At 64.9% G+C, this 15,057-nt stretch carries 15 protein-coding genes; 11 read left to right on the forward strand and 4 right to left on the reverse strand.

The annotated features are described in order from the left end of the window. Positions 1-86: 86 nt before the first annotated feature. Positions 87-1,985, forward strand: coding sequence for a hypothetical protein (locus AWB94_RS32370; RefSeq protein WP_084395533.1), 1,899 nt, complete (start codon positions 87-89; stop codon positions 1,983-1,985). Between the two features lie 142 nt (positions 1,986-2,127). Further along, positions 2,128-2,562 carry a hypothetical protein gene (locus AWB94_RS32375; protein WP_064961422.1) on the forward strand — a complete coding sequence of 145 codons (435 nt, stop codon included), beginning with the start codon at positions 2,128-2,130 and terminating at the stop codon, positions 2,560-2,562. A gap of 90 nt (positions 2,563-2,652) precedes the next feature. Here AWB94_RS32375 and AWB94_RS32380 read toward each other — a convergent pair whose 3' ends face one another. Further along, positions 2,653-2,940, reverse strand: coding sequence for a hypothetical protein (locus AWB94_RS32380; protein ID WP_131805449.1), 288 nt, complete (start codon positions 2,938-2,940; stop codon positions 2,653-2,655). A 546-nt stretch (positions 2,941-3,486) separates the two neighbouring features. Here AWB94_RS32380 and AWB94_RS32385 point away from each other — a divergent pair. From AWB94_RS32385 to AWB94_RS32400, 4 genes are read left to right on the forward strand one after another with little or no spacing between them, the layout of a single operon-like run. Continuing rightward, positions 3,487-3,900: a helix-turn-helix domain-containing protein gene (locus AWB94_RS32385; protein ID WP_234811955.1), complete on the forward strand. Its 414-nt coding sequence runs from the start codon at positions 3,487-3,489 to the stop codon at positions 3,898-3,900. Beyond that, a complete protein-coding gene (locus AWB94_RS32390; protein WP_051558679.1) occupies positions 3,900-4,412 on the forward strand; it encodes a hypothetical protein in 513 nt (170 codons plus the stop codon). The genes AWB94_RS32385 and AWB94_RS32390 overlap by 1 nt, the downstream gene beginning before the upstream one ends. Beyond that, complete coding sequence (locus tag AWB94_RS32395) at positions 4,409-5,638, forward strand: DUF6545 domain-containing protein (RefSeq protein ID WP_062659984.1); 1,230 nt, start codon at positions 4,409-4,411, stop codon at positions 5,636-5,638. The genes AWB94_RS32390 and AWB94_RS32395 overlap by 4 nt, the downstream gene beginning before the upstream one ends. Positions 5,639-5,660: 22 nt before the next feature. Continuing rightward, positions 5,661-7,061 (forward strand): cytochrome P450, encoded by a 1,401-nt coding sequence (locus tag AWB94_RS32400; RefSeq protein WP_084395534.1) that lies wholly within the window; start codon positions 5,661-5,663, stop codon positions 7,059-7,061. Between the two features lie 79 nt (positions 7,062-7,140). Here the strand turns inward: AWB94_RS32400 and AWB94_RS32405 are convergent, their stop codons facing one another. Next, the gene (locus tag AWB94_RS32405; protein WP_062659985.1) at positions 7,141-8,958 is read right to left on the reverse strand and encodes an AAA family ATPase; all 1,818 of its coding nucleotides are present in this window, start codon (positions 8,956-8,958) and stop codon (positions 7,141-7,143) included. Positions 8,959-9,261: 303 nt separating this feature from the next. After that, positions 9,262-10,884 (reverse strand): hypothetical protein, encoded by a 1,623-nt coding sequence (locus AWB94_RS32415; protein ID WP_064961423.1) that lies wholly within the window; start codon positions 10,882-10,884, stop codon positions 9,262-9,264. A gap of 267 nt (positions 10,885-11,151) precedes the next feature. Between AWB94_RS32415 and AWB94_RS32420 the strand changes: the two genes are divergently transcribed. The 3 genes from AWB94_RS32420 to AWB94_RS32430 all read left to right on the forward strand — a co-directional run bounded on the left by AWB94_RS32420 (position 11,152) and on the right by AWB94_RS32430 (position 13,126). Continuing rightward, positions 11,152-11,958 (forward strand): conjugal transfer protein, encoded by an 807-nt coding sequence (locus tag AWB94_RS32420; protein ID WP_234811956.1) that lies wholly within the window; start codon positions 11,152-11,154, stop codon positions 11,956-11,958. A 99-nt stretch (positions 11,959-12,057) separates the two neighbouring features. Next, entirely contained in the window at positions 12,058-12,333 is a 276-nt protein-coding gene (locus tag AWB94_RS32425; RefSeq protein WP_062659989.1) for a hypothetical protein, read from the forward strand. A 178-nt stretch (positions 12,334-12,511) separates the two neighbouring features. Beyond that, a complete protein-coding gene (locus AWB94_RS32430; protein WP_234811957.1) occupies positions 12,512-13,126 on the forward strand; it encodes a metallophosphoesterase family protein in 615 nt (204 codons plus the stop codon). A 26-nt stretch (positions 13,127-13,152) separates the two neighbouring features. Here AWB94_RS32430 and AWB94_RS32435 read toward each other — a convergent pair whose 3' ends face one another. Continuing rightward, positions 13,153-13,947, reverse strand: coding sequence for a hypothetical protein (locus tag AWB94_RS32435; protein WP_109762660.1), 795 nt, complete (start codon positions 13,945-13,947; stop codon positions 13,153-13,155). A gap of 349 nt (positions 13,948-14,296) precedes the next feature. Here AWB94_RS32435 and AWB94_RS32440 point away from each other — a divergent pair, with 349 nt between their 5' ends. Further along, a complete protein-coding gene (locus AWB94_RS32440) occupies positions 14,297-14,626 on the forward strand; it encodes a hypothetical protein (protein ID WP_234811958.1) in 330 nt (109 codons plus the stop codon). Positions 14,627-14,702: 76 nt separating this feature from the next. Beyond that, positions 14,703-14,996, forward strand: coding sequence for a hypothetical protein (locus tag AWB94_RS32445; protein WP_062659990.1), 294 nt, complete (start codon positions 14,703-14,705; stop codon positions 14,994-14,996). Positions 14,997-15,057 lie beyond the last annotated feature (61 nt).

Raw genomic sequence — 15,057 nt, forward strand, 5'->3', positions numbered from 1 at the left:
CGAGCATCCTCGATAACGCGCCACGGTGGTCCCATCCCCCTGGCAATCAGGTGGTCCCATCACCCTGGCAAGCGACACGCGCCACCATGCGTTTCGTCCGCGCCAACGCAGGTGCGATGTTCGGGCCGGCCAGTGCATCCGCAGTCGGGACGCTGGCCCCGTCGATGCTGAGCAACCTGGTGGTGAGCCTGGAAGCGGTCTCCCCCGGTATCGGCGCCGACCTGCTGCGCTCCCCCTCCGGAGCACTGCGCCGCGTGCCGGGCATGCACAACAACGTTTTCACCGAGGTCCGCGAGGACTCCAACCCTGCCTCGGCGAAGATCAACGGCGGCAAGGACGATCCGCGTGCGGTGACCCAGATCCAACTCGCCTCGGCACTGTGCGAACGGGGGCTCATCGAGCGCGGCGCCATCGTCGATCCGCTGGAAGCCGCCGCGGAGCTGGACCGTATCGAGACCCGGATCGATGCGATCGCCAGTGGCGCGATCGTTGCTCCGCCGCCGGGCACCGCGTTTGAGGAGCTGCCTCCCACGGCTCAGCAGTTCTACCGCCGGCACACCATCGACGATGTGACGGCGCTGACCGCAGTGTCACAGCGTCTGTCGGACAGGTTGTTCGAGGACGTGACAGTTCAGGCGCAGGTGGCCGCCTCTCCGCGGCGGGCGGATCCGATCATCGCCGCGATCGGTGGCGACCAGGCCCACGTGCTTACCGCCGGCGCACTGCTGTCGAAAGCGGGCAACGGCGCGCCGATGCAAATTGCCGAAGGGGTTCTGTTGGCCCGCGGCGACAACGGCGCGCTGTCGGTGCTCGTGGACGGACTGCGCCTGCCCGTCGACAACGACACGCGTGTCAGTGATCTGCTCGCACGCATCCCGGCTGTCGATTTCGACCAGTTCACCCGAGTCCCGGCTGGCGGTAACGCCTCGGGCCTGAACACTGTGGTCCAGTCGATGATGGTGGGTAAAAGCCCACGCGCGCAGTCGATGCGGTTGGCCGCCAAGCGCCGCATCATCGAACGGACCTTCTACGGCGACACGGCGATGAGCTACACCGTGGGCGCCGATGGCCGGGCTCAGCTGCTGGCCGGCAAGGCCGCCGCACACACAGCTGAGCGGCTTTCCTCTCGCCCGCACAGTTCGCGCCACCGCGCTGACACGGAAGCCCAGACTGCGCGTATCGAGGGGTTCGACGTCGCACGCAACTTGCGCTACGCACGCGCTGCGCGTCAGCAGTTCCTGGCGAGCATTCCCTCCGCACTGATCGCCCCTCGCGCCGAGGAGGTCAGCCTCAAGCGCTATGCCGGCCCGATCAGCACCGACGACCGCGCGGCGGTGGCACGGTCGGGATTCCAGGTCCGCCACCCCTCCCACACTCTCGACACCGACTATCCGGCGGTGCGTGCGGCGTTGAGCACGGTGAAGTGGGAGACCGCCTCGCCGGTGTCGGCTACCCCGGGGGGAAAGGCACTATCGCCTGAGCACATGGATGTGCGGGCCGAAGGTGCGCGGATGGTCACCGCAGCCAATCAGGTCGCCCGGCATGGTCGCAATCCTGAGCTGGTCTCGGCGCAGGCACTTATCGCCGACGCCAAGTTGGGCGAGGCGTTCGCCATCTTCAAGATGGCACGGTCGCGCGATCACTCCGTGCGCGTTCTGACAGCCGCGCACCCGGTTCCGGCGACCTACCGGGGCCGCGAAGCGGCGTTCGCAGGAGAGGTGTTTCCAGCCGGGGCGACGTTCAGCACGAAGGGCTACACGATGGCCCGCAGCGACGGCGCCGTGCGCGGCGGTGCAGGGCGCGTGCGTGTGCGGTACCTGACCAGCGACGGCATGCCGGTCAGCGGTGGTGATGTCATCGAATCCGGTGCGACTTTCCGCGTGGTTTCCAGTGAGGTGGCGTCCGACGGAACCGTAGAGGTCCGTGCGGTCGCCGAGCAGGTCGCTGCGCGGGTCCAGCAGCAGTACACCGCCGCGAACAACTGATCGTGCGACGGTCCCGCCCGGTTGTCGGCGTGTCGTCTCGAGCCGCGAGGTGCCACCATTGCACGTCGATAGCTTCAAAACTCAACCGGCCGGGTTGCCGCTGCCTGTCCCGGCACACCGACGACTTTGGAGCGAAGTACCGATGACCACGACGACATCCGACGCATCACCCGACTTTCCGGTACCAGAAGGGTTCTTCGATGAGATCTCCGCGGCGCTTCGGACCGAGACCGCCGAGGACATCGCAGAAACCGTAATCGCCGCCTGCATCAGCCGTGGGATCGTTCACCCGGAGCTGGAGGAGGATCCCGACGACGAACTGCGTGCCGTGCAGATGGGCGAGGTCTTCGCGTTGGTGGGGGCGGTCTCCGCGGCGGTGGCCGACGGCACGATCATCCCCGCCGGCGTCCGAATCCTCGACACGATGGACCCCGACATGGAACTGGCGTGGGAGGACTTCACCGATTCCGCGTCCGATCCCGAAGTGGCTCAGGCCGCCGCTGAGATGCTGCGCACCGGATGCGCACAGCCGGCACCGGCACCGGCACCGGCACCGGCCGCAGTCCCCGGCAGGTAAGCACCAGCTCGGCTGCCGCACCGAAGGACCGACCTAACGGCCACCGCACGCTGCCCGGTCTCGATCTCCGATCCCGGCAGTGGGTGTATCTCAGGCCGAAATCTGAGCACGTTCGCCGATGCGGAATCCGATCGCGGACAGCACCGCTGTGTCGCTGCCGTCGAGTTCGGCCAGCGTCCACCACGACGCGACCTCACCATCGGGGTACGCGGCGTAGGCGTAGGTGATGCCGAACCCGTCGATGATCACCACGTCGTGATAGCGCTCGCCGTCATCGGCGGTGACGTGCTGATCGAGCCGATAGTGCCGTTGTGGGGTGCCGATAGGGCTCCACCGGCGATTCGCTGTCACCTCGGTAGCTGTCGACGTTGGCGTCATGGTGGCGGTTCTCCTGCTGCTCGAAGAAAACTGATGAGTCTGCGGCGTTGCCCTGCTCGACTGACCGACGCGACGCTGTGACGTGTTCATCGCTGCGCCTCGTGCAGTTGCGCCGCTGGCACGCCCTGGCCGCCAAAAACGGCCAAAGTACTTTGCTAGCAAACGTATTGCCGGTCAATCTTGTGACGTAGCGGCGCCTATCGCGGAAACTGCCATGCTCGCCAAGGTGTCGCATGTCCGCATCAGCCGAAGCCTCAAGAGGTTCCGCCACGCTGCCAAAAATTATGCCGCCCAACAGACCCATCCCCCCCGCACCAATTTTTCCCACCGTCGTCGAATCCCATTTATATACAACAGCACCGACAAGACGCAACGTGTACTCACGTAAATGGCAAATTCACCCTCACCGCACCAAAACCAGCTGGCCCGATAACCGCCCCGACGAAACGTCCAGTAATCTCAGTACACGACGGTCCCCCAAACAGAGACGGACGTACATTGCCCACCAGTCGAACCAACGGTGCAGACGACGCCGAATCTCCTGCCTTGGCGCGCAAGATCAACCGGCTGTTCGAAACGATGCACCGCAAAGACGATGCCCCGCTGTCCAACGCAGCGGCAGCCGAGCAGATCACGAAAAAGACGGGCGTGCCTATCAGCGCCGCCTACGTATGGCAGCTACGCGCAGGGCGCAAGACCAACCCCACCGTGACGCATCTACAAGCGATCGCGGAGTTCTTCGGCGTGCCACCGTCCTACCTCATCAACCCGGGCGTAGATCCCAAAGTCGACGCGCAACTGGAGCTGCTGCAGTCCATGCGCGATGCCGGTGTTCTCGACCTCGCCATGCGCGCATCAGGTCTCACACCGGAGTCGATCAAGAGTCTGCGCGCAATGATCGACCAAGCGCGCCGGATCGAGCACTTGCCGCCTGTCACCTCGCCGAAAAGGCAGCAGTGATGGCTATTCCGGCTGCTGAACTGCTCGAGCTCGCGCGTTCTTTACCTATCCCCGTGCCGTGGGACCGGCAGGCTTTCATCCGCAGCGTGGCTGAAATGCGCGGTCGCCCGATCACTCTGCTTCCCATCGACACAGCATCAGAGGAACTGACCAACAGCCCGTGCGGGGTGTGGCTGATGCGTGAGCACGATGACGTAATCGTCCACGAAATGGGCACATCCGAATATCACATCGACCAGATCTGCCTCCACGAGGTCGGCCACATGCTTCTCGGCCACCGGAGACCCGTCACCGAACACCCCGACCAACTGCGTGCTGAGCAGATCGCCGCACTGCAGGACGTGCTTCCCACTCTCGATCTGGAGTCCATTCACAGCCTCCTACTGCGCAGCCACTACAACAGCGAACAGGAACGCGACGCCGAAATGTTCGCCAACGTGCTGATGGTTGCAGCGGCTGCCGCGGCCGACGAGCAGTCCATGATGCGCGGCGTGTTCTTCCGCCGACGATGACCTCCAGCGTCCCAGAGAACTTCGCATGGCCGCTGCTGGCATTCATGGCGACGGTGACGCTCCTTCGCTATCTGTTCTTCAACCACAGCCAGTGGGAGCGTTACCTCAACCACACCCTGGCTTTCATGCTGGCCTCGAACCTCTTGCGTGAACACCGTGTGGAGATCGCGCTGAGTGATGCCGGAGTTCTGTCCATTACTGCTGCCCAACAGGTGTCGCTGGCACTGATGATTTTCTGCGCCGCGGAATTCATGGGGTTCATCACTGTCTACACCCGACTTTCCCGGCAGCAGGCGCGCATCCGCCAGCGGTATCACCGCATCGCCGCGTTGGTCGCCGCGGCGGGGTTCTTCGTCGCTGCGACACCCGCGCGCAATGCCGGCCAGACACTGGAAGACCACGGCGGTTGGTGGAGCGTCGCCGCTTGGAGCATCTACGTGTCGATATTGGTCACGCTCGGCACACAGCTGATGTGGATGTGCACCAAGGAACTGATGCAGCCGAGAGCTAAACGCCACGAACGCATGTTGGCGCTCAGCGGATTCTCCATCGGGCTGTCCATCTGGATCAGCAGCATCGAGGCGCCGCTGTTGGCTGCGCTCGAAGAGTTCGGCCTGCTCTACAGCCGCGACTACCGCACCGCGCTGCACGGCTTCATCTTCTTCGCCGAGTCCGTCGGCGCGAATCTCCTGGCCTTTTCGCCGTTCCTGGTCGGCGTGGCTTCCCGGGCAGGACTGGACGCGACAAGTCGGCACTGGCGCCAGCTGCAGCCGCTGCGCGATCGGATGCTCGAAGCTGTGCCAGCAATTGCATTCGACATCAGCGCACCGCGCCCATCGGGTCGCCGCAAGGCGCCCATGGATCTTCACCAGACGGTCGTGCAGATCCGCGACGCCATCCTGCAGCTGCGCGGGTACTTCCGAGATGTCAGCGACATCCGCAGTGCGTTGTTCGTGTCAGAACACCGCGTCCCTGTAGCACAGCGCGAACCCGCCTTAGCCGCACTGCAGTTGGCTGATGCTCTACGCGCCAAGGCCGCCGGAGCCGCGGCGGTACCTGTTGACAGCGGCGCCGTCCTCAGGTCGCGGGCCAACACACTTGAAGACGAGACCGCCGAGTTGCTGCGCCTGGCGCGATGGTGGAGCCACGCCGAGCACGCCGCCAGCATCGGCCAGCCTGAGAACGTTTCCGCTACCCGTGCTGCTGATGCCGAACCAACGACATGAGAAGAGACGAGATGAGCGTCCGATGACCACGACTGCGGCACCTCCCCCCGCGACTTTGCCCCACCCGCGCTGGCGGCTACCGCTCCTCGGTGACCTGCTCACCATCGATATGGCCAAACCGTCGCAGGGGCTCACACGAGAAATCGTGCGCCACGGCGGGATCGTCGAACAGCGCATTTTCGACTTCCCCGTCGTGTGTATATCCCGCGTTGATTTGATCAACGAAGTCAACGACGAAGCGGTGTGGGAGAAGCATGTCGGGCACTCGCTGCGCAAGCTGCGCCCGGTCGCCGGAGACGGATTGTTCACCGCGTTCAACGGCGAGCCGAACTGGTCGAAAGCCCACAACATCCTGATGCCGGCGTTCACGAAGGCCGCGATGGAGGCCTATCACCGGCCGATGGTCGACACCGTCTCCGAACTCATGAATACCTGGGCCGCAAGTGGACCCGCGTGGATCGACATCCCCACCACTGCCAACCGACTCACGACCGAGATTGTCGCCCGCGCAGGTATCGGGCACTCGTTCACCACACTGGACGCGACGGGCGAGGACGAGTTCACTGCGACAGTGCTGCGTGAGATGCGCTACGCCAACCGCCGCACCGACGCGATCCCGTTCTATGACCGGCTGTTCGGGAAAACTCAGCGCCGACGCCACGTCCGAGACAAAGCGTGGTTGCGTGCGCAGATCGCCGACATCGTCGCCGCTCGGCGCGAGCAGGGACCGCGGTCCGGCACACCGAACATGCTGGACAGGATGCTTGACTGTGCCGACCCAGATACCGGTGAGAAGCTGGACGAGGCGAACATCGCCAACCAGATCCTGACCTTGCTCGTCGCGGGGAGCGAAACGTCTGCCAACGCCATTAGCTTCGCGTTGCACTACCTGGCACAGAACCCGGATGTCGCCGCCGAGGCGCGCGCTGAGATCGATGAGCGATGGGGAGACCGATCGCTGGACGAGATTGTCTTCGATGATGTGGCGCCGCTGCGCTGTCTGCGCCGCATCGTCGACGAGTCACTTCGGCTGTGGCCGGTGGCGCCTGGGTACTTCCGCCAGGCCAAGGTCGATACCGTGCTCGGTGACAAGTACCCAATTCCCGCTGGGGGGTGGGTGTTCGTGCTCTTGGTGGCCGCCCAACGCGACACGGACACATGGGGTCCGGATGCCGGGGAGTTCCGCCCCGACCGGTTCATTCCAGAGAATCTGCGCGCGATACCGCCGCGGGTCTACAAACCGTTCGGCACCGGAGCGCGGGCTTGCATCGGCCGGCAGTTCGCGCTGCACGAAATCATGCTGACACTCGCCGCGATCCTGCGCAGCTTCGATTTCGGGCCGGAGCCGGGTTACCGCCTCGAGGTGTCCGAGGCACTGACTCTCAAGCCGGTGGGACTACGGCTGGAGATGCGCCGGCGCTGACAGCCGCCACCGTGACAGAGTCAGGCCCTGCAGCAATGGAGCTGCAGGGCCTGACTCATATCGGGACTACCGGCGCGCATCACGCAACGTGGGTGATACCAAACCCTTTCAGGATGTTGCCGGCTGCGCCGAGAATGTCCTCAGCTGTCAGTTCAAGGAACTGCGCGTCGGTCAACGACGAGAGATCGGTACCGCCGCTCATCAGCCGGCGGGACGACAGACCCTGCGCCTGCTCGAAGACATTGCGGGCGAAACGGCCATTGCCGGCGACATCGAGTACCCGCTGTCCGCGCTGGTCGGTACCCCACATCACGTCGATGATCTGTTTGAACGCGCCCTCTACCGCGGCGTCGACGGTGCGGCCCTCTTTGCGCGCCATGCCGGTCAGGATGCGCCACATCTCATCCGCGCTGTAGGTAGCGAACGACAACGAGTACGCGAATCGCGACTTGAGGCCCGGGTTTTCGCCGAGGAACCGCTCAATTGGGGCCTCGTATCCAGCAATGATGACAATGAGGTCATCGCGGTGGTTGTCCATGTATTCCAGCAGCGTCGTCAGCGCCTCGGAACCAAACGGGTCAGCCTGCCCGCCGCGATCCTGTACCAGCTCGTAGGCCTCGTCGATGAAGATGACTCCGCCGCGCGCTTCCGTGAGCTTGGCCAGAGTTTTCTTCGCCGACTCGCCCTCTACGGCACCGATCATCGCGGCGCGGTTGGCTGAGACCAGCGTGTGGGTGCGGATGACGCCCAGGCCGTAGTAGAGGCGCACGATCAGGTTGGCGATGGTGGTCTTGCCCGTTCCCGGCGGGCCTTTGAAGATCAGGTGTCGAGTCTTGGCTTTGACGCTCATCCCGCGGCGGCGCTGTTCGTTCTCGAACATGATCTCCGAACTGAGGGTGCGCATCTGCTCTTTGATGCCGTCCATGCCGTCCATGTCTTCCAGCTCGGCGAGTGCACCGTTGAGCACTTCCTGGCGGTCGGACTGTGATGCCTGGCGCTGAAAGTCAGCGATGTCGGGTTCAGTGTCGGGGTCCCAGAAGCTGGTACGCGCGGCGATCACGTCCGGCGCCGAGACGCGCATGCGCACGCTCTTGTTGCGGATCGCATCCTGGAGTCCGGGCAGCGTGGCGTATTGCATTCCTCCGGCGAGCGCCTTCTGCGCGGACTCCTCGTCGCCGTCGGTGCGATAGGACAGACCCAGCTGCAAGCTCGCCCAGGCCGACACAGCTGAGAAGTTGGCCGCCAACGCGTACTTGAGCTTGGCCTGGCCAGCGTCGTGGGAGCCCAGGTGCGCCAGTGCCGCGCCACCCAGTGCGTTGCCCAGTGCGGCCAGCACCTGCTCCAGTTCATCCGTGCCGGCCGCGGTGGTCAGCGCTGCGCTGGAGGAGATCAAGTCCTCCCAGCGCTGTGTGCGGTAGTACAGCAGGCATTCCACCGCGGCGATCTCTTTGGTGGTGACCGACGTGTTTGCGCTGCGGGTAACGCGTTCGCGGCTGGCGGCGTCGAGTTCGTTACGCGCCAGGTCGTAGTGACCGCCCTCGACCAACACGCTGGCATAGGCGGCTCGGACGTGTCCTCGGGTGACCAACGGCAACACGACTGGCACCAGCGGCATCTGCCATGTGGTGGTGAACCAGTCCTCTACCTGGGTCGCATCGATCGCAGTGACCATCTCGTCGAAGCTGCCCAGCGCATCGCGGATCCGGGTGATTTCGGCAACGCTGCTGTGTCCGCCTTTCGCGCTGACGCGCGAGAACGACAATGCGCGGTGCAGGTCGCACTGATCGGGCCATTCCTCGGTTGCATACTGCAGATCGCGGTCGGCCACGACGTAGTTCCGGTTGACCAGCGCGCTGATGGCACTTTCGAGGTACTGCTTGGATTGCGTGGGGATCACGGCGGAAATGTCCTTTCGAGAACAGGCACCGGAGGCAGGTGAAGCGGGGTCGCCGACATGATGTTGGTCGGTGCGACCAGCCGGCGTGCGCGGCGCGAACCCGCCGCTGAGGCTACGGCGCGAACACCTGTACGGGCAGCAGCTGATCGGGTGAAGTTACCGCTCCCGACAAGCTCACGAGTGCGGCGAAGACACCGAGATGATCGGCGCACGCGATCATCGTCCAGACGAGCAGCACGATCAGAGAGCCGCGCCGTAACCCGCGCGGTGTGAACAGCCTCCACAGCAGACGCACCGAGGTCGCTATCCGGTCGGGCCGCACAGGCCGCTGCCCGGATCGACCGGGTGACCCATGATTTTGATCGAGCTGATAGCCGTGAATTCATCGACTTTGGCGCTCTCGTCTGCCTTGCTGCCGAAGTCGTCAGACTTGCTCTCGCCCATCGGCGGCCGCATCGAGCTTGTGATGGTCGCACTCATCTCCTGCGTGATCACGTTCGGGACTTTCATCGTGACGCCGGTGCGCGTCGGCACGATCGTCTGGGGGTAGACCGCGCCACCCATCCGCCAAGAGATGCCGGTCGTCAGGCGGTGCCGAATCCATTCGTCGCGGCCGTCCGGGGCGACGAAGTTCCAGCCCGGCACCACTGTGATCGAGGTGATCACCACGGGGCAGGCGAACGAGATGTTGAGGACATTGAGGTCCAGTCCGTTGATGCGCTTGCACACCCATGCCCGGGTGCGGTCGTTGGCAAAGGGGGCGACGCCGTCGGAATCGTTCCCGCACGACGCGCTGACTTGCGCCGGGATCAGCACGGCCTCTTTCGCCGTCGGTGCCGGCACGTCGTTGGCCGCCGGCGGCAGGGCCACCTGCACGGCCGGCTCCGGCGGACGGCCACGACCGGTCACCATGAACGACGCGACGATCGCGACGACGAGCAAGACTGCGCCCGCCGCGATGACTCCGATCCTGAGTGGTCGGCCGCCGAACCAGTCGCGCACCCGCTGCGGGGACAGCACGTCACCGATCCGCGCGAACACCGAGGCACGCGGCTGCGGCTCCGGTGCGTCGAAATGGTCGGGCGGGGCCGTCGCATGCTGGGACGGCGCAGGTTCGGTGTCGTCGTCGTCGACCGGCGGGGGTGAATGGAGCGGGCGATAGTCGGTGTCGTCCGCTGCTGAGTGCGGGTCCTCTTCGGCGACGACCTCCGGCGCGTCACCCCACGGGGATGCCGGGACCGGATCGCGCTCCCACCGCGCAGGTCGCGGATGCTGCGGGCCCTCGCATGCACCCGCGGCGCCGGCGTCACCATGATCGTCGAATTCTTCGTCGCTGCCGGGGATGTCACCGTCACCCGGCCAGCCGAGATCGTCGAGCCCGTCGGCGTTGACCACCGCCGGATCGGCAGGTTCGTCATAGACATAGCCCACCGGTGCCTGATCGGATGCAGGTACACGATCGTCGACGGAGGCGTTGTCGCCAGCCGGCACTACGGCGCCGGGGTGATCTGCGGGAGGGTCGACGACCCAGGGGGGCACGGGTGTCGCCGGAGTTGGATCTGGCGCGTGGTCCTCCTCGTCGGTGAGCAGGAACCGGGAGTCAGTGCGGTGGGTCGCGGATTCGACGGGAATTCCTGCGTCATCGTCGAATCCGGTGAACGAAGTGTCGGTGTCGGCGTCGAGGAACTGCTGCAGGTGCGCGGGCGCCGCGGGTGCGCGCGGCGGCCTTTTCTCCTCGGCGATCGCGACGTTGGCATCCTCGGCGGCGGCTGAGGCGATCTCGGCCCACGTGCCGACGGCTGCGGCCACATCACCATCGCGCCCAGCTGTGGCCGACGGAATGGACTCTCGCGCAGCTGTGGAGATGCGCAGCGCTTCGGCATCTGGCCGGCGCTGACTGGCGATAAGTGTCTCGACGATGCCCACGATCGACCTCCGTTGTGTTCTGTCCTGCCTGGTGGCGGGCCGCGCCGCGAAGCGCCGACCCTGCCAGGGCGCGGCTACCTTATCCGCGTCCCGATCGCGTCAGACGGGCACGGCGCGGCCCACGGTGGGTCGTCGCACCGGACAGAAACGAGGAGCGAGATGTCGAGTCTGGGGAAGCTGACCCGCCCCTCACAGTGGAAGCCGAAGGCGCGCGAACGCGCACTGGTGTTCACGATGATCAGCGGCCCGCTGGCGCTGCTGATGGTGATGGCGACGGTGGTGCTGACGGCAGTGATCCTGACGCGCCTACCCAAGCCCGTCGATACGTTCGACGCAATCACCGACGTCACACGGGTGCAGAACTACGCGCGAAACTCGCTCCTGCTGTGGATGGGTGGATCCACGCAGGCGCAGACGCCGCTGATGGCCCGTTCCTCAGCTGCGCAGAACATCGAACTGTCACCGGTTCCGTTCGAAGTGCGGTCCATCGACGCGTCTGACATTGTGCGCTGGCAGGGTTATGACGCGGTGCTGTGGCAGGCAACGTTCGCGGTCACGTTCGTGTCCCCCGGCTCCAGCAGCGCGCAGATCAGCCGGTACATGGTGACGGTGCTCGATCGTGACGGGGACTACCAGTTGCTCATCTGGCCGTCGATCGTCAACGTCGACACTCAACCGTTCAAAGTGGCTAGTAAGTACACGAATCCGGTGGACTCCAGTGGACCGCTTGGTCAGTCTCTGGACCGTTTTGTGTCCGCATACCTGGCGTCGGAGGAGGGGGCGACGTCGCTGGGACAATACGTCTCGGCCAAGTTCGTGGGATCGGCAATCAGTGACAGCCCGTACAGCCGTGCGGAGATCGAGTCGATCAAGGGTTCTGCGGATACGCCCATGCCGGCCAAGCCAGAACCGGGAACCGAACTGAAAGTTCTGGTGACAGTGAAAGCTTCCGCGGCGATCGAAACCTGGTCGGTGATGCAGCTGGCTTTGCGGGTGTCGCTGGGAGCCAACAACGTGTGGCTTGTCGACGGCATCGACGCACCGATCGGATGGGGTGCCATCACCGAGCGGTGATGTGGCCGGACACAGGCATTGTTGCCGAAGCCCGAAAACTTCACTACACTAGTTGTAGTTAAGTTTATACGCATCGCTCAGGAAAGGGGCGCACACCAGATGGACACCGAACTGCGCACCTACTTGCGCGATCTCACCACCGGCGAGTGGATCACCTACACCCCCGACGTCTGGCTCGGTCAGTACCAGGCGCGCATCGACGATGCGCTCGTGCGTCACGGGCACACGGTGGGAGGATCGTTCGCGATCACCGGTAGCCCCGAGACCGGGCGCATGACCGTCTGCGCTGTCGACGGAGCGGTGGTGCTCGATTTCGATTGGCACACCATGACCATCGAGCAGGCCCGGGCTCAGCAGAACCGCCACAGCCTGTGAGTCCGCGGCGGCCGCCGCATCCTTACCGGTGGCCGCCGCCGGACCGACCACATCGCCTGCACGTCGCGGCGGACATCGGTCGGCGGCACCGGGGACGGGCGCATACCGACTCACCGCCGGTCGCGGGTCCCGCCGCGCCGCATCACCTCATCGTGGGAATCGACACCACAATGGCGATGTGGAGCTTCTCGTCGTTGCAGATTCGGCTCACACGTGGCCGCAAGACACCGAGGGCAGATACACCCTCCAGCCACTGGTCCAGACGTTTCGTCCCGACGCACTCATCACGCTCGGTGACTTCTCAGCGGTGCATGCCACTGCCATGGCGCACGCAGGTGCACCGTTCACCGCCGGGGTGTACGGCAATCACTGCACCCAGGACTACATGCCGAGCAACGGGATAGTGGACCTGATCGGTGATCGCACGTCGCCGGCGAGTCGGGGAACACTTCGCCTTCCCGGCCACCGCGCCCTCTCGACGCTGGCGGTGCAGGGCTGTGTGCGCTACAAGCCGGATGTCGACGACGTCCTCTTCACGCAGGCGGAGTACGCCGCGGCGATCGACTCGCTGGGCCCCGCTGAGCTTGTCATCACGCACTGCCCGCCGGCCGGCGTCAACGATGCCGAAGACGCGGCCCACATGGGCATAGACGCGTTGAGGCGGTGGGTGGACCGTCACCGTCCGCGCTGGCTGATCCACGGACACACATACGACAACCCCGAGGTGTCGCGCCACGGCGACACTGACGTGCACTACGTCCACGGTCACGCTCTGATCACGCTGCCCAGCTGAGTGTGGGCGTTCGTTAGCGGTCCCGCCTAGTGCTTTCCCGGCACTGCTTCGAGTTCGTCGTCAGCGTCTTCACCTTCGTGGTCAGCCATGAACGGCCCGATGTCACGCAGCGCGGCGATCCGCTGCACGATCGGATCGGTGATCACCTCGGCGATCTGCGAGATGCGCTGCTGGGCAGCCCTGATCCGGCCGAACTCCGCGATGTCGATGGAGGTCGTGAATGCTTCCAGGTTCTCGCGAATCACCTTGTGCATCGCCGGGCCCGTCGTGCACGCCATCAGGTCCAGACCGCGGACGCCGGCGTGGTTGCGGGAGAACTGACTCGCATCGTGTGCCACCGGCTGGCGCTGCTGCCCGTTGAGTTTCAGGTCGACGGCCCTCATCATCCCGTGCTCGATCTGATAGTCGTGCATCGCATGGTGCGCGGCACCGAACTGTGCCCGCATGCGTGCCGGGTCGGTGTTGCGGAAAACGACGGTCACCGTGTCGTGTTCCTGGACCGGGAGCGGCATGTCGTTGACCGAGAAGCCGTGGCTGGGTGAGCGGCTGGTGTCGTTGGACACCCGTCCCCAGACCACTGAGTTGCGTGTCAGGCGAACCCATCCAGCTGAGGGCACATCGACCACGCGCAGGAACGTTGAGGTGTCCGAGAGCACCCAGAGTGCGTTGGGTACATCGAGGTTGGCCCAGACTTCGCTGCCGGGCCCGAGGACTCCGAATTCGTAGAGATCGACGATCTGTGTCACTACCGACGGGCCGGCCGACGCCGGGGTGCCGGGACGAATGAAAGCGTGCACGGTGACGCCGGTTGACTGACTCATGGCGCGGGACAGTAGCGCCCGTAGCGGCATTCCCACGTGCGCGCCACGACACGACGAAGTGGTGTATCGCTGTTTTGAGCCTGAGTTTGATCTTTGAGTTGATCTGCTCTTTGAGCGAGTTTTTGAGCGGCTGACTGAGCACGAGACTGAGCGCCCATATGACGGCGGGACTCAGGTGCGCGCGCCCGCGCGTACGCGCACCTCGCACCCAGTCAGTACCCCGCTGCCTGCGCCGGCCGGGACGTGTCGCACTCGCCGCGACTGTAGGGCGTGATTCAGGCTCACGGCTGACCCCGTAAATCCACCGCGCACAACCGCGGCGGTCCGCCACCGGAAGGTACCCATTCTCGTGAACCTCGCACAGCTTCCCGCCGCACTGATCGACACCGCTTCGGCTGGCGCTGCTCAGGGCGTCACCTACCTCGCCGACATCACCGACCCGACCAGTGATGGCATCTTGATCAACCTCGTCAACATCGGCCTGTCCGCACTCATGGTCATCGTCGCCCTCGTCGGTGGCTGGTACGCGTTCAAAGCCTGGTCTGACGCCAAGGGTGGCGCCAGCTCGGTCAAAGCCATCCGCGATGTGGCTTTCGGCGTGCTGGTAATCGAGGCGTTCCTCGGCGGCATCATGTTCATCGCCAACTACGGCTCCGGCATCGTCGACAGCCTGACCTGATGCCCGCCGCGTCGTCGAACACCTCACCCGCGCACCTGCTTCGGCAGGGACGTGACAGCTTCTCGGGCAGTAACTGATGCGACCGTTCCGAGTCTTCAACGGCGTCAGTCGTGTACGCGTCATCTGGAAGCTCGCCGGCATACGGCTCGGCCCGCTCGGGCAGTTGTCCGTCCTAGCGCTGATGACCCTGTGCCTGCTCGTCTCTGCGCTCGCAGGCCCACTGATCGCCGGAGCCGTGTTCCTTGCCGGGTTCGTCGCCGTGGCCGTCTACGCGACGGTGCTGGCCCGACTCGATGACACCGAAGCACTTTCCGAACGCACTCAGCTGGTGCTGCTGCGCCGGGGACTCAAACAGGCTCTTCACAGATGAGGGTGTAGAGGTGGTTGGCGCGTCGTTGCCGGGATAGAGGTCGAGGTCTCTCGAAAATGAG

The organism is Mycolicibacterium canariasense, assembly GCF_002101555.1.
In the GTDB taxonomy this organism is placed as follows: Bacteria; Actinomycetota; Actinomycetes; order Mycobacteriales; family Mycobacteriaceae; genus Mycobacterium; species Mycobacterium canariasense.

Coding starts and splice junctions, on each gene's coding strand:
- AWB94_RS32425 (WP_062659989.1), top strand. CDS start 12,058: ATGGACACCGAACTGCGCACCTACTTGCGCGATCTCACCACCGGCGAG.
- AWB94_RS32375 (WP_064961422.1), top strand. CDS start 2,128: ATGACCACGACGACATCCGACGCATCACCCGACTTTCCGGTACCAGAA.
- AWB94_RS32400 (WP_084395534.1), top strand. CDS start 5,661: ATGACCACGACTGCGGCACCTCCCCCCGCGACTTTGCCCCACCCGCGC.
- AWB94_RS32380 (WP_131805449.1), bottom strand. CDS start 2,940: ATGACGCCAACGTCGACAGCTACCGAGGTGACAGCGAATCGCCGGTGG.
- AWB94_RS32435 (WP_109762660.1), bottom strand. CDS start 13,947: ATGAGTCAGTCAACCGGCGTCACCGTGCACGCTTTCATTCGTCCCGGC.
- AWB94_RS32395 (WP_062659984.1), top strand. CDS start 4,409: ATGACCTCCAGCGTCCCAGAGAACTTCGCATGGCCGCTGCTGGCATTC.
- AWB94_RS32445 (WP_062659990.1), top strand. CDS start 14,703: ATGCGACCGTTCCGAGTCTTCAACGGCGTCAGTCGTGTACGCGTCATC.
- AWB94_RS32390 (WP_051558679.1), top strand. CDS start 3,900: ATGGCTATTCCGGCTGCTGAACTGCTCGAGCTCGCGCGTTCTTTACCT.
- AWB94_RS32370 (WP_084395533.1), top strand. CDS start 87: ATGCGTTTCGTCCGCGCCAACGCAGGTGCGATGTTCGGGCCGGCCAGT.
- AWB94_RS32420 (WP_234811956.1), top strand. CDS start 11,152: ATGGCGACGGTGGTGCTGACGGCAGTGATCCTGACGCGCCTACCCAAG.